Here is a 12,561-nt window from a genome sequence, read left to right on the forward strand (position 1 = left end):
AGGTAAGGAGCCAAGGCCTGGCAGCGCCGAAGTCATCCCGAGAACTGCCCGAAACTCCGGGGGCAGGTGCGGCGGACGAGTGGCGTCCACCCCGCAACCAAACTTTCCTTCCCGGACGCCCGGCGGCGTCCGCCGCACCCGGTCCCATCCCTGAGGACCGCCACATGATCCGATACCGGACGGCGAAAGCCGGTCCGGCACATGGTGCTGCCTCAACACCGAAAGCCCTGCCCATGCACACCCTCTCCCCTCCATCATCACCCTCGATCACCGCAGGTGATCTGAGGGTGACGCAAGACGGGAGAACCAAGGAAAGAGGAAAGGGATCACACATCACCCTCGGCCTGATGCCTAACATGCAACGCGCGGCCCTGAAAAGAAAACGCCCCCTCCTTGTCGGAGAGGGCGACCGGGAAAATGCGGTGTGGAGCACCCGGGAAAGTCTGATCAGAAAACCCGCGGCCGGTCGTTGCGTTCGATGTGCAGGCCGCACTCGGTCTTGTCGAGGCCGGCCCAGCGGCCAGCGCGCGGATTGTCCGGATCGTCCGCAGGCTGAGTGCACGGCCAGCAGCCGATGGAGGGATAGCCCTGCGCCACCAGCGGATGACGCGGCAGATTGCGCTGCGCCATGAACAGGTCGACATCGTCCTGTGTCCAGCCGGCGAGCGGGTTCACCTTGTAGCGGCCATCGGCAAATTCGAACACCGGCAGGTTCATCCGCGCGCCGCCATGGAAACGCTTGCGTCCCGTGATCCAGGCCGAATAGCCCTTCAGCGCCGGCTCCAGCGGGCGCACCTTGCGCAGCGCGCAGCAGGCGTCCGTGTCGGTCTTCCAGAGCATCGATTTCGGATCCTCGGCGCGCCGCTCAGTCTCATCCGGACGAATGGTTCGCACGCCGGTCAGGCCGAGCCGGTCGATCAGCTCGTCGCGGTAATCCAGCGTCTGCGGGAAATGCATGCCGGTATCGATGAACACGACATCCAGCGACGGATCGACATCCGCGATCAGCGCCAGCATCACCGCGCTCTCGGCGCCGAAGCTGGACACATAGGTCAGCTCGCCTGGCCATTCGCGCACGATCGCCGCGCGCAGGATGGTCTGGGAGGAGGCCTGCCGCAGCTCGCCATTGAGACGGCGCAGCCGGACCGACGGGTCGGTCGTGGGGGCTTCGATCAGGCTTTCGAAGGGCATAGGCCTCAGGCTCCGTGTCGCGTGCGGAACGCCGCTCCCGGACCGGATGCTGCAGGCTGGTAGGCCACAGTGAGTTCGGCAAGTGCTTCCTTCACTTCAGATACGGTGGCACGCCGGGTTTCGTAAGCATCGAAGCCTGAACGGTGCATATAGAATACCTGATCGCGCAGCACATGCCCGACCGCCCGGAGCTCCCCGGCATAGCCATAGCGCCGGCGCAGCAGCTGGGCCTGACTATAGCCGCGCCCGTCGGTGTAGCGGGGAAAGTCGACCTCGATCAGCTTCAGTTCCGGCAGGTAGGGCTCCAGCTCCGCCGGATCATCCGCCGGGCCGAGGCGCACGCCGTCCGGCAGCGGGCCGTTCTCCTGCCCCTGCTTGAGCGCCAGGAAGCGCGCGAGTGAGACCGAGACCTTCCCGGCCTCGGGCAGCACCGCGCCGTCCGGCACGAAGGCCCAGTCATTGGCGATCTCGGCGCCGTGCTTAATCAGCGGCATAGAGCGCCTCCTGGAAAGGCTGGTGGCCGATACGCTCCAGCGTGTCGATGAACTTCTCGTCCGGCGAAGTGCGTTGCGCCCGGTAGTACTCGACCACGCGGTGAATGGCCCCCGGCACATCCTCTGCGCGCAGTCCCGGCCCGACGATCTCGCCGAGGGCGGCCTTCTCGTCCGCCCGCCCGCCGAGCAGGATCTGGTAGAATTCCTCGCCCTTCTTGTCGACGCCGAGGATGCCGATATGGCCGACATGGTGGTGGCCGCAGGCATTGATACAGCCGGAGACATTGATGTGCAGCTTGCCGATATCCTCCTCATAGGCGGGGTCGGCGAACACGGCCTGCACCGCCTGTGCGACGGGTATCGAGCGGGCATTGGCAAGGTTGCAGAAGTCGAGACCCGGGCAGACGATCATGTCGGTGATGCGGCTTTCGTTCGCGGCGCCGAGGCCGGCGGCGTCGAGCGCCTTGTACAGCTCCGGCACATCATCGAGTGCCACATGCGGCAGGATGAGATTCTGCGCATGGCTGACGCGGATATCTCCGTGTCCGAACTGTTCGGCAAGGTCTGCAACCAGCTCCATCTGCGTGTCCGTCGCATCACCAGGTGCGACGCCTTGCGGCTTGAGGCTGACGGTGATGGATGTATAGCCCGCCGCCTTGTGCGGATGCAGGTTCACCCGCGCCCAGCGCGCAAAGGCAGGATCAGCGACTTTGGCCGCTTCGAAATGCTTCGAAACCTCTGGCTTTGGCGCAAGCTGAGGCGGCGTGAAATAGGAATGGATACGGTCAATCTCCGCCTGCGGAAGATCTATCTTTTCAGACGTGCGCTGCGCCGCAAACTCTTCCTCGACCTGGCGGATATACTCCGCCTCGCCGAGTTCAGTGACCAGGATCTTGATGCGCGCCTTGTACTTGTTGTCGCGCCGCCCATAGCGATTGTAGACGCGCATGATCGCTTCGAGATAGTCGAGGATCTGGCGCTCCGGCACGAAGGGATTGACCAACGTGGCAATCACGGGCGTGCGTCCCTGCCCGCCGCCGACCCAGACTTCAAAGCCGACCTCGCCATTGCGCTCACGGATATGCAGGCCGACATCGTGCACGCGGATCGCGGCGCGGTCATGCTCGGCCGCCGTCACGGCGATCTTGAACTTGCGCGGCAGGAAGGCAAACTCGGGATGGAACGTGCTCCACTGCCGGATGATCTCGCACCACGGGCGCGGGTCCAGCAGCTCGTCCTGCGCGGCGCCGGCGAAATGATCCGTGGTCGTATTGCGGATACAGTTGCCGGAAGTCTGGATGGCGTGCATCTCGACGTCGGCGAGCTTTGCCAAAACCTCCGGAATGTCCTTCAGCGCGACCCAGTTGAACTGGATGTTCTGCCGCGTCGTGAAATGGCCGAAGCCCCGGTCGTAGTCGCGCGCAATCTCGCCGAGACGGCGCAGCTGGCGCGGGGAAAGCTGGCCATAGGGAATGGCGATGCGCAGCATGTAGGCGTGCAGCTGCAGATACACGCCGTTCTGCAGGCGCAGCGGCTTGAACTCGTCCTCGGTCAGCGTGCCGGCAAGGCGGCGCGCGACCTGGCCGCGGAACTGTTCCACACGCTCCGCCACGAGGCGGGCGTCGAACTGGTCGTAACGATACATCAGGCAAACTCTCTGGCGTGCGGAATACCGAGCGCGTCCTCGACCCGTAGCACCCATCTGTCCACGGACGGATAGGCACCGAGATCAAAGCCGCCCTCATGGGCAACGCGCGTATAGGCAACAAGGGCAATGTCGGCCACCGAAAGCGCCCGGCCCGCAAACCAGTCGCGGCCATTCAGGCGCTGCTCCATGATCGACAGGGCGTAGTTGCCCTTCACCGTCAAAGCGGGGTCGATGTCGACATCGGATTTCTTGAGGTAGTGCTTCTGGAACCGGCGCACGGCGATGGCCGTCTCGTGCGAATACTGTTCCCAGAACAGCCAGCTGAGCGCTTCGGCGCGCTCGAAACTGTCCTCCGGCACAAGGCGCGAGCCTTCGGCGAGATATAGCATGATCGCGTTCGACTGCGGCAACACGCGCCCGTCCGGCCAGCGCGCCACGGGCACCTGGCCTGCCGGATTGATCGACAGGAACGTCGGCGTGCGTGTCTCCGCCTTCAGCACATCAACCGTCACCCACTCATAGGAAATCCCGAGCAGGTCAGCGGTCCATTTGGGCTTCAGGCAATTCCCGGACACCGGGTCGCCAAACAGCGTGAACCCGGATTTGGAAGGCGTGGCCATCACACCGTCTCAAGCTCAGCGGCAGCGAAACTGCGGGCCGCTTCGGCGCGCATCGCTTCGCGCAGCGTCTCGCGCCCGGTGATCTCGCCGTCCACGGTCACTTCCATGAAATAGGGATCCGTCACGCGGCCTTCCTGCTTCAGCGAGGCGGCAAGGCGCGCTTCGGCTTCCTCGCCGGTGAACACGCCGAGGCGGCGCACATCTTCCGTCCACGAACCATCTGCGGCAAGCCAGATGGAACGGCCGGTGGCAGTATCCCAGCCGGTCACGGCTTTCGGGGTCTCGGGCTTCAGTTTGGGGCGCACAGAGGTCATGTCGGATTACTCCTCGAAAGCAAGGGCTTCATGCCGGGCGGCGCCGGCAAATTCGGGCGGAAGGAACTGGGCGAGCGAGGCATTGGCGAGCGGCAGGCCGGCCACTTCGCCGATGATAAGGAGCGCGGGACCGGTAATCCCCTCCTCCTCGATCAGGAAAGGCAGCTCGGAGAGCACACCGAACACGCGCACTTCGTCCGGGCGCGTCCCGTTCTCGATCACGGCAATCGGGGTCGAAGGATCGCGGCCAGCGGCCACAAGGCGTTCGGCAATCACCGGGGCGGTATCAACGCCCATGAAAACCACGACGGTCTGCGCCGGGCGCGCCAGCGCATTCCAGTCAAGATCCGGCACGCCGCCTGCTTTCGCGTGGCCGGTCACAAAGGTCAGCGTCTGGGCATGGTCGCGGTGCGTCAGCGGCACACCGGCTGAGGCCGCACATCCGAGAGCGGAGGAAATCCCCGGCACGACATGCGCTTCGACACCCGCGCCGCGCACAGCGTCCAGCTCCTCGCCGCCACGTCCGAAGATGAAGGGGTCGCCGCCCTTCAGGCGCACGACGCGAAGGCCTTCGCGGGCCGACGCCACAAGGCGCGCCTCGATCTCAGCCTGCGGCACGGAATGATCCCCCTTCGACTTGCCGACCGGCACGCGCGCCGCATCGCGGCGGATGAGCAACAGGATATCCTGGCTGACGAGCCGGTCGTAATAGACCACATCCGCTTCCTGGATCAGGCGCAGCGCCTTCAGCGTCAGCAGTTCCGGATCGCCCGGACCTGCGCCGACGATATGCACCACGCCTACCCGCCGCTGCGGCTGGCGCGCGGCCTCCTTCAGCAGCGCCTCGGCCTTGCCGAGATCGCCCGCATAAGCGGCCTCGGCCGCCGGACCTGCCAGCGCCCGTTCCCAGAACCGGCGGCGCGCCGTCGGGTCCGGAATTGCGCCCGACACGAAACCGCGCAGCTTCCCGGCCAGCGAAGCGAACTCACCCGCGCGGTGCGGTATGATGGCCTCGAGCTTTTCGCGCAGCGCCTTGATCAGTACCGGCGCGTTGCCGCCCGATCCGATCGCGGCGACGACCTCTCCCCGGTCAATGATGGAAGGAACTGTAAAATCGCAGAGTTCCGGCGCATCGACGACATTCACCGGAATGCCGCGCGCACGCACTTCGGCCAGAATCTCGGCCTGGCGTGGCAGATCGGCGATGATCGCAAGGCGGGCGCCTTCCAGCACCGCGCGTGTTGCCGAAGGCGCGGCATGGACGACCCGTTCCGCAAACTCCGCCAGAGCCACATCGCCCACCTGCACGAGTTCAACGGGCGACGAGACAAGCAGCCGCAGCTTGCGCGCGGCTTCCTCGCCGTCGCCGAAAACCACGATGCGGGCGCCTTCAAGGTTGAAGAAGGCCGGAAACTGGCGCATGGGGCGCAACTCTCTTGTTTAGCTGGAATGCGGGCTCAAATACACTGAACCCGCTTGACGGCCCCGCAGCAACGGGCAACCCCTAAGACGAGCTTTTAGAGAAACTATCCATGTCCGACACGCCCGACCGCCTGCCGCCGCTCAACGCCCTGCGCGCCTTCGAAGCCGCCGCGCGCCGCCTCTCCTTCACCCAGGCGGCAGAGGAGCTGAACGTCACTCCGGGCGCGATTTCCCAGCAGATCCGCCAGCTGGAAGACTTCGCCGGCACCCCGCTGTTCAAGCGTACGGGCCGTTCCGTCTTGCTGACCGACGCCGCGCAGGCAAGCCTGCCGCTTGTGCGCGAAGCCTTCGAGCGTATCGCCGAAGCCGGCCGCATCATGCAGGCCCCTGCCCGCAAGGGCAGAGTCATGGTTTCCAGCGCGCCGTCCTTCGCCGCCAAATGGCTCGCCCCAAGGCTCGAGAAATTCCACCGGACGAATGAAGGCATCGAGGCCTGGATCTCCGCCGATATGTCGCTGACGGACTTCAACACCGCCGATGCCGACCTCGCCATCCGCTATGGAAGGGGCAATTATGACGGCCTCAAATCCGAGAAACTGCTCGACGAAACGGTGCTGCCGGTCTGTTCGCCGCGCCTGCTGGAAGGCCCGGACGCGATCCGCAGGCCCGAAGACCTGAAGCACCACACATTGCTGCATGACGAAAGCTCGGAGAACGACCCCTCGTGCCCCGACTGGGCCAGCTGGCTGAAGGCGCACGGCGTGGCGGGCGTGGATGGTACCAAGGGGCCCCGGTTTAATCAGGGCATCCTCGTCATCGAGTCTGCCGCCGCCGGCCGCGGCGTGGCTCTCGCCAAGCAGGCGATTGCGGCGAATGACATCGCTGCCGGCCGCCTCGTGGCACCCTTTGCGAGCGGATCGACCCCGATTGATTTCGGCTACTGGCTGGTCTGGCCGAAAGGCCGCCACCTGACAGCGGACGTGCGCGCCTTCATCAAATGGATCAAGGACGAAGCGGCAAGCAGCGAAGTGGTTGGCGTTTAAAGCGCCGCATCCACCAGCAGGAAGGCGGCAAGGCGCGCGCTGGCATTGCGGCTGGTACCCTGCGTCTGGTCGAGCGCGGCAAGGGCATCGGCCTGTTCGAGCGCCGCAAAATTGCGCGCAAGTTCCATCAGTTTCGCATCCCCGCGCAGGCGCTGGGCCACGCGGTCAACTTCCTTGCCGGCCTGTTCGCGGATCGCTTCGCGGCGCGGGCCATCGCCCTTCAGGCTGGCTGAAGCGATGCGCTTTTTCGACCGGGGGCGGAACACTTCGCCCAGCTGGATACCGGAAGACTGCAGGCGCGAGACGAGGTTCTCGGCCACAGTTTCGCGATCCTCGGGCGCCGCGCCCTGCTCCTCGCGGCTGAGATCCGTCATGATATCGCGCAGGGATGATCCGCCTGCGGAGGGTCCAGGGAGCAGATCGGTGGCGCGCCGGCGCGGGGTTTCCGGCGGCGGTGCAGGCGGGTCATCCTGGCGGCGGCGCAGCATCAGCGGCTCGCCTTCGCGCGACGTGACATCGCGGCCAAGCACCAGCGGCGGTTCGGCCGGCGCGGTGGAGGCGGCCGCGGCGATCACGGCATCGGCGCTCGCCTCGAACAGGTCATCGTCCATCGATCCGCGTCCGAGCGCAGACCGGCTGGCTTCGTTGCCATTTGCGTAGGGCGGCGCGTGGCCGTTGGCGTGACCGTTGCTGTAGCCGTGCCCGTTCGCGGAGGGCGGCATGGGCGCGGAAAGACTGGGGCGCGGCGGCGGAGACGCAAGCGACTGCATCGGTTCCGGCGCCGGAATGCCGGTCTGGCGCGCAAGGTTCTCGCCTTCGATCCGCGCGGCATAGCTGGCTGTGCGCAGGGCATAGGCTGCCTGCTCGCCGGCTTCGCGCAGGCGGGCGAGCGCGCGGGCGGCTTCTTCGGCGGCGGCGCGGCTGGCATGATTGATCTCGGCATTCGCCTGGCGGGCGCCGTCGAGCGCAGAGGCAACCGCGCCCTTCAGGGCGTCGCCCGTCGTCGCTGCAGCAGCGGCGGCCACTTCGCTGGCGCGCACAGCGGCGTCCACCGTGCGGCGGGATTGTTCGAGCTTGTCTTCGATCCGGGTGATCGAGAAGGTTAGGGCTTCGGTTCGCGTCGCGGCCTCGCGCGCAAGGCCGTCGAGCGCGTCAAGGCGGCGGGCAAGATCATCGCCAGCGCGCTGCATCGCGCCGAGGCGGTTTTCCAGCGCGGTGTCAGCACGGCCCACTTCATCACTTGCCTGACGGGCCGCGCTGACCATCATTTGCGCCTGACGCGGAATGGCCTCGCTCATGGTCGTGATCTGGCTGCGAAGGTCGCGCGCGAGGGCTTCAAGCGCCTGACGCTCGGCGGAGAGGCGCGTGACGAGATCGCGCGCATTGTCGGATGTGGCGTAAGAGACGGACTCGAGCCGCAGGCGCTCGTCGCCGATCTCGCCGGCCATCGCCTTCATCGCCGTCAGTGCATGCGCCATGGCATGGTCGATCTCGCCGGCGGCCTGTTTCATCTGTTCGGCGAAGGTGATGCCTTCGGTGCCCGCTTCGCGTGCCGGCGCCATCAGGCGGACAGCGGCTTCGAGCACGAGCGCATTGGCGGCAGAGGCCCGGCGGGTCGAGCGGCCCATGAAACCCGCCATGATGATCAGAAAAGCCGGCGTGATGGCCGCAATGGCAACCGCGGCCACCAGCAAAGGCGAGAGCCCCTCGACCAGTTGCGGTCCGCCAAGTCCGAAGAATCCAAGGGTAACGCCCCCGGTCCAGAGCGCGGCAAGGCCAAAAGCCAGCCCCACCATCCATCCACCACCGTGTTTCGCCATCTCGAAATTCTGAGATGCCTGGTGACGGGCAAGATCATCCCGGCCCGATGGGCGCACGGAAGAAGCTTCTGTCATATCCGATATATATCCTGCCTCACGCGTTGCCGCGAGCGCAGAATGCACGCCAAGTGATTAAGGCTTTGCAGGAATTCTAGCAGAGATTCGAGGCAACCTCGGCGCGCTCGCTCGGCTTGTCGTCGTTCTTGTCCGGATTGGAGGGCGCAAATTCAAGGCCAAGCCAGGCGAGGATCATCGCCAGCACCACGTTGCGGATCAGGATCAGCAGGTCAGTCATCGCCGTTTCCCCGGACAATCGGAACAAGGCCTTCCCCAGCCTCGCAGCCGTACTTATCAGCAAACGGATTTTCCGACAATCGATAACCCGTGAATTTTTTGCGTCTCCCGCATCATTAACAGGATACTAAGCGCCCGGAGCGAGGGTTCAGGGGCACAGGAGGCCTCGCAGATGACCGACCCACGCCCTTCCCTGCCTGTCATGGACCTGGCGCACCTGTCGGCCATGACCGGCGGCGACACCGCGCTCGGCATCGAGGTGATCGAGATTTTCCAGCATCAGGCGCAGCTCTGGTCCCGCCTGCTCGACCCGCGCCTGCCGGCTCAGGAATGGTCGGATGCAGCGCATACGCTGAAAGGCGCGAGCCTCGGCATCGGCGCGCTGAAGCTGGCCGCAGCCTGCGAACGGGCGGAAAAGGCAGGACGTTCAGACAATCCGCCAACCGGCGCGCACGCCGCTGTCCTGCTGGGAGATGTCAAGGATGCCCTGGGCGAAGCTCTCGAGGCAGCCGCCCGCGCCGCTCACGGCTTGGCGTCGAGCGGGCGCACCAACGCGTCATAGCTTTCGAACTCGTAGGCGATGCAGCGGTCGATCATCGTGCGCCAGACCGGCTCGGCGATGGCGGGCGATAGGCCATGTTTCGGGCATTCAGCCTTAACCTTGGCAACCACATCCTCAATCCGCGCGCGGTCGTGCACGGCGCTGCGGCTGCCCTTGATGCGGGCGGCGGCATCCATGAAAGACTGGCGCTCGGCGATGATCTCGACCAGCAGCCGGTCGATCCGGTCGATCTCATAGCGGACATCCGCCATGCTCTGGGCCGTCTCTGCCGTGTGGCGGCGCGGATCGCTGGAATAAGTCGTCATCGGCAGGCGCCTCTTTCAGCCTTGTGCCCGGTTATATAGCTGGGCAGGCCCGCGCAAGGGACGGGGCGCACCGCCGCAGGCCGGTCAGGCCTTGGCGGCAAGCTTGTCCTGCGTCTTCGTGTCGAAATCGCTAGCGTCGTGGCGCTCCCAGAGCTGGCTGGCGGGATCCCCGAAGGTGCGGTTGACCATCCGCCCGCGCTTCGCGCCCGGCCGTTCGGCGATCTGTTTAGTCCAGCGCTGCACGTTCCTGTAGCTCTCGACCTCCAGGAACTCCCCTGCGCCATACAGCACGCCGAGCGCAAGCGAGCCGTACCAGGGCCAGATGGCCATGTCGGCAATGGTGTACTCCTCACCGGCCATGTATTCATTGGCGGCGAGGTGGCGGTCCAGCACATCCATCTGGCGCTTGGTTTCCATGGCATAACGGTCAATGGCGTATTCGATCTTCTCGGGCGCGTAGGCGTAGAAGTGGCCAAAGCCGCCGCCGAGGAAGGGCGCAGAGCCCATCTGCCAGAACAGCCAGCTGAGAGTCTCCGCCCTCTTGCGCGGCTCGGTGGGCAGGAAGGCACCGCCGAACTTTTCCGAAAGGTAGACGAGGATCGCGCCGGACTCGAACACGCGGATACCTGGATCAACCGACCGGTCGAACAGGGCCGGGATCTTGGAGTTGGGGTTCACATCCACGAAGCCGGACGAGAACTGCGCCCCTTCCCCGATATTGATCAGCCAGGCGTCATACTCGGCGCCGGTATGGCCGAGCGCGAGCAGCTCCTCCAGCATGACGGTGACTTTCACGCCGTTCGGCGTGCCGAGCGAATAAAGCTGAAGCGGATGCTTGCCGACCGGCAGGTCCTTGTCATGCGTCGGGCCGGCGATGGGCCGGTTGATATTGGCAAAGCGCCCGCCGGAGCCCTGCTTCCATGTCCAGACTTTCGGGGGCGTGTAGGGTTCGGTCATCGTACTGTCTCCGTGACGCAATCAGCTGGGCCATAGGTCGGACGGCAGGGATCAATTGCAAGAGGCTCCCGAAGGGAATGCAGCACGCTGGAGAAAAAGGTGTTGGCAGAAACTCTAAAACGTAGTGTTATAGTATAACACTTTTCAGGAGCCTCCCATGTCCTCTGCCCGCACTGACATTTCCGTGCATTTTGATGAGGCCCGCGCGGAAGTCTACGATGACCAGTTCGCGGCGATGCGCGCGCTGAAAGACTGTATCCACCTTCTGCTGGAAGCCCATTTCGCCAGCCTGCCGGAAGATGCCCGCATCCTGGTCGCGGGTGCAGGCACGGGCGCCGAGGCGCGCTACCTTGCTCCGCGCTTTCCGAAATGGCGATTCACGCTGATCGATCCGTCCGCCCCGATGCTGGCCGTTGCGCGCCGCCACGCGCAGGCCGAAGGCTTTGCGGACCGCTGCACGTTCCACGCGGACTATGTTTCCGGTACGCCGTTGGAAACGCACGACGCCGCAACCAGCCTGCTCGTCTCGCATTTCCTGACCGAGGCCCCTGCCCGCCAGGCCTACTTCGCCGACATTGCGGCACGCCTGAAGCCGGGCGGAAAGCTTTTCACGGTCGATCTGTGCACGGATGATGATGCGCCAAACTTCGCTGGCGTGATGAGCCTCTGGATGGAGCTCCTCGCCCTTGCCGGCCAGACGCCGGAATCCCGGGCAAACTATCTCAAATCCTATGGCCGCGATTTCGCCGCGCATGGGCCTGCCGAAGTCGCCAGAATGATTGAGGCGGCCGGCTTCACACCGCCCGCCCCGATTTTCCAGGCCGCCCTGATCCGCGGCTGGACCGCCCAAAAAGCTCATTCCTAGAGGGCCTGCCCAAGCCGGCCATCCGGCCAGTTCACGCTAACCCGCGACCATCTTTTTGTAGAAGACCAGGGCTGGGTCCATCCTGTCCCACGCAAGGCCATGCGCGCTGTACGTCACGACCTGGGGTCTGAACAGGTGCGGATCATCCAGGCTGCTGGCTGTGATCGCGATCAGGTCGGGCATCGCCTTGAACGTCAGATAAACCGGTGTGCCGCAGTTCGGGCAGAACGCGTGAAACTTTTCATTTCCGCTATCTGCCATCAGGCCCCATAGTCTGGCCTCTCCGGTTATTTTTACGCCGGAGCGATCCGGGAAAGTCAGATAAGACCCATGTCCGGTGCCGCTCCGATGGCGGCAATCGCTGCATTGGCAATGGTTCTCGAAGATCGGTTGACTGAAGGTTTCATAGCGGATCGCGCCACAGGCACATCCGCCGGTATAGGCGTTGGACATATCATCTCTCTACTGACGAAATTACATTCAGCCGGTGTGACTCACGCAGCTTTGGGCTTGGCAAAGACGTCCAGCCCACGGCCTGTTTCGAGGAAGGACTTCATGCTTGAAAGAATGATCGGCCAACCCCGGCTGACACCTCCGGCCATGCTGCCACCCGCTTCAAGCTGATCATGGATGACTGTCAGCTTCACCATGCCGTCATACTCGGCAATCTCGAATGTCACGCGGCTGACAGCCTGCAGATTGGCGGATTCTGAAGGACTGGCCCAGCTGATCACGAGGCGCCACGGCGGAGAGGCTTCCAGAACCTTGCCGACAAGCTGAAGCTTTCTGGTTTCATCGGCACGGACGTGTTGCCACGGCGATCCCACTTCCCAATCAGACTGATTCTCGTGACCCCAGAACTGCCGGGTGATCTCCGGCCGGGTAATTGCCTCGAACACCTTTTCGGTAGCGTCCCATCACGTGGTGTAATTCGTGCGCGCCGTTTCGGCTGCGGTGATGGTTTCAGTTTCCCACGCCGGGCAGACTGAGAACAGGGTTATCGACGATCCTGGCGAGACTTTCCAG

General features: G+C 64.6%; 15 protein-coding genes. 3 read left to right on the plus strand and 12 right to left on the minus strand.

Features of this window, described 5'->3' with window-relative positions; genetic code table 11:
* Positions 1–447: 447 nt before the first annotated feature.
* The 6 genes from ACK4TE_RS15215 to cysG are packed head-to-tail and all read right to left on the minus strand — an operon-like array spanning position 448 to position 5,689.
* A complete protein-coding gene (locus ACK4TE_RS15215) occupies positions 448–1,191 on the minus strand; it encodes a phosphoadenylyl-sulfate reductase (protein WP_409912386.1) in 744 nt (247 codons plus the stop codon).
* A 5-nt stretch (positions 1,192–1,196) separates the two neighbouring features.
* Positions 1,197–1,685, minus strand: a complete 489-nt coding sequence (locus ACK4TE_RS15220; protein ID WP_409912387.1) for a DUF934 domain-containing protein — start codon at positions 1,683–1,685, stop codon at positions 1,197–1,199.
* On the minus strand, positions 1,672–3,330 hold the full coding sequence (locus ACK4TE_RS15225) for a nitrite/sulfite reductase (protein WP_409912388.1): 1,659 nt from the start codon (positions 3,328–3,330) through the stop codon (positions 1,672–1,674). The genes ACK4TE_RS15220 and ACK4TE_RS15225 overlap by 14 nt, the downstream gene beginning before the upstream one ends.
* Positions 3,330–3,953 (minus strand): glutathione S-transferase family protein, encoded by a 624-nt coding sequence (locus ACK4TE_RS15230; protein WP_409912389.1) that lies wholly within the window; start codon positions 3,951–3,953, stop codon positions 3,330–3,332. The genes ACK4TE_RS15225 and ACK4TE_RS15230 overlap by 1 nt, the downstream gene beginning before the upstream one ends.
* Positions 3,953–4,267: a DUF2849 domain-containing protein gene (locus ACK4TE_RS15235; protein WP_409912390.1), complete on the minus strand. Its 315-nt coding sequence runs from the start codon at positions 4,265–4,267 to the stop codon at positions 3,953–3,955. The genes ACK4TE_RS15230 and ACK4TE_RS15235 overlap by 1 nt, the downstream gene beginning before the upstream one ends.
* A gap of 6 nt (positions 4,268–4,273) precedes the next feature.
* On the minus strand, positions 4,274–5,689 hold the full coding sequence (gene cysG, locus ACK4TE_RS15240; protein WP_409912391.1) for a siroheme synthase CysG: 1,416 nt from the start codon (positions 5,687–5,689) through the stop codon (positions 4,274–4,276).
* Positions 5,690–5,799: 110 nt separating this feature from the next.
* On the opposite strand from cysG, the gene gcvA reads away from it, so the two are divergent.
* Positions 5,800–6,732 carry a transcriptional regulator GcvA gene (gcvA, locus tag ACK4TE_RS15245; protein WP_409912392.1) on the plus strand — a complete coding sequence of 311 codons (933 nt, stop codon included), beginning with the start codon at positions 5,800–5,802 and terminating at the stop codon, positions 6,730–6,732.
* Here the strand turns inward: gcvA and ACK4TE_RS15250 are convergent.
* Both ACK4TE_RS15250 and ACK4TE_RS15255 read right to left on the minus strand, forming a co-directional pair.
* Positions 6,729–8,627 carry a hypothetical protein gene (locus tag ACK4TE_RS15250; RefSeq protein WP_409912393.1) on the minus strand — a complete coding sequence of 633 codons (1,899 nt, stop codon included), beginning with the start codon at positions 8,625–8,627 and terminating at the stop codon, positions 6,729–6,731. The two genes, gcvA and ACK4TE_RS15250, sit on opposite strands and share 4 nt — an antisense overlap.
* Positions 8,628–8,703: 76 nt before the next feature.
* Complete coding sequence (locus ACK4TE_RS15255) at positions 8,704–8,847, minus strand: hypothetical protein (RefSeq protein ID WP_409912394.1); 144 nt, start codon at positions 8,845–8,847, stop codon at positions 8,704–8,706.
* 171 nt (positions 8,848–9,018) lie between these two features.
* On the opposite strand from ACK4TE_RS15255, the gene ACK4TE_RS15260 reads away from it, so the two are divergent.
* On the plus strand, positions 9,019–9,408 hold the full coding sequence (locus ACK4TE_RS15260) for an Hpt domain-containing protein (RefSeq protein ID WP_409912395.1): 390 nt from the start codon (positions 9,019–9,021) through the stop codon (positions 9,406–9,408).
* Here the strand turns inward: ACK4TE_RS15260 and ACK4TE_RS15265 are convergent.
* Both ACK4TE_RS15265 and yghU read right to left on the minus strand, forming a co-directional pair.
* Positions 9,369–9,713 carry a chorismate mutase gene (locus ACK4TE_RS15265; RefSeq protein ID WP_409912396.1) on the minus strand — a complete coding sequence of 115 codons (345 nt, stop codon included), beginning with the start codon at positions 9,711–9,713 and terminating at the stop codon, positions 9,369–9,371. The two genes, ACK4TE_RS15260 and ACK4TE_RS15265, sit on opposite strands and share 40 nt — an antisense overlap.
* Before the next feature lie 84 nt (positions 9,714–9,797).
* Positions 9,798–10,670, minus strand: a complete 873-nt coding sequence (gene yghU, locus ACK4TE_RS15270; RefSeq protein WP_409912397.1) for a glutathione-dependent disulfide-bond oxidoreductase — start codon at positions 10,668–10,670, stop codon at positions 9,798–9,800.
* A gap of 157 nt (positions 10,671–10,827) precedes the next feature.
* Here yghU and ACK4TE_RS15275 point away from each other — a divergent pair, with 157 nt between their 5' ends.
* On the plus strand, positions 10,828–11,535 hold the full coding sequence (locus ACK4TE_RS15275; RefSeq protein WP_409912398.1) for a class I SAM-dependent methyltransferase: 708 nt from the start codon (positions 10,828–10,830) through the stop codon (positions 11,533–11,535).
* A 36-nt stretch (positions 11,536–11,571) separates the two neighbouring features.
* On the opposite strand, the gene ACK4TE_RS15280 is transcribed toward ACK4TE_RS15275, so the two are convergent.
* A complete protein-coding gene (locus ACK4TE_RS15280; RefSeq protein ID WP_409912399.1) occupies positions 11,572–11,988 on the minus strand; it encodes a GFA family protein in 417 nt (138 codons plus the stop codon).
* A 41-nt stretch (positions 11,989–12,029) separates the two neighbouring features.
* Positions 12,030–12,434 (minus strand): SRPBCC family protein, encoded by a 405-nt coding sequence (locus ACK4TE_RS15285; RefSeq protein WP_409912400.1) that lies wholly within the window; start codon positions 12,432–12,434, stop codon positions 12,030–12,032.
* Positions 12,435–12,561: the final 127 nt, after the last annotated feature.

The sequence above is a fragment of the Hyphomonas sp. genome (assembly GCF_046313975.1).
Lineage (GTDB): Bacteria > Pseudomonadota > Alphaproteobacteria > Caulobacterales > Hyphomonadaceae > Hyphomonas.

Bases quoted from the DNA above. Each gene is read 5' to 3' on its own strand.
- ACK4TE_RS15280 (WP_409912399.1), bottom strand. From the start codon at position 11,988: ATGTCCAACGCCTATACCGGCGGATGTGCCTGTGGCGCGATCCGCTAT.
- ACK4TE_RS15260 (WP_409912395.1), top strand. From the start codon at position 9,019: ATGACCGACCCACGCCCTTCCCTGCCTGTCATGGACCTGGCGCACCTG.
- ACK4TE_RS15275 (WP_409912398.1), top strand. From the start codon at position 10,828: ATGTCCTCTGCCCGCACTGACATTTCCGTGCATTTTGATGAGGCCCGC.
- ACK4TE_RS15225 (WP_409912388.1), bottom strand. From the start codon at position 3,330: ATGTATCGTTACGACCAGTTCGACGCCCGCCTCGTGGCGGAGCGTGTG.
- ACK4TE_RS15230 (WP_409912389.1), bottom strand. From the start codon at position 3,953: ATGGCCACGCCTTCCAAATCCGGGTTCACGCTGTTTGGCGACCCGGTG.
- gcvA (WP_409912392.1), top strand. From the start codon at position 5,800: ATGTCCGACACGCCCGACCGCCTGCCGCCGCTCAACGCCCTGCGCGCC.
- ACK4TE_RS15220 (WP_409912387.1), bottom strand. From the start codon at position 1,685: ATGCCGCTGATTAAGCACGGCGCCGAGATCGCCAATGACTGGGCCTTC.
- ACK4TE_RS15215 (WP_409912386.1), bottom strand. From the start codon at position 1,191: ATGCCCTTCGAAAGCCTGATCGAAGCCCCCACGACCGACCCGTCGGTC.
- ACK4TE_RS15255 (WP_409912394.1), bottom strand. From the start codon at position 8,847: ATGACTGACCTGCTGATCCTGATCCGCAACGTGGTGCTGGCGATGATC.
- ACK4TE_RS15250 (WP_409912393.1), bottom strand. From the start codon at position 8,627: ATGACAGAAGCTTCTTCCGTGCGCCCATCGGGCCGGGATGATCTTGCC.
- cysG (WP_409912391.1), bottom strand. From the start codon at position 5,689: ATGCGCCAGTTTCCGGCCTTCTTCAACCTTGAAGGCGCCCGCATCGTG.
- yghU (WP_409912397.1), bottom strand. From the start codon at position 10,670: ATGACCGAACCCTACACGCCCCCGAAAGTCTGGACATGGAAGCAGGGC.
- ACK4TE_RS15265 (WP_409912396.1), bottom strand. From the start codon at position 9,713: ATGACGACTTATTCCAGCGATCCGCGCCGCCACACGGCAGAGACGGCC.
- ACK4TE_RS15235 (WP_409912390.1), bottom strand. From the start codon at position 4,267: ATGACCTCTGTGCGCCCCAAACTGAAGCCCGAGACCCCGAAAGCCGTG.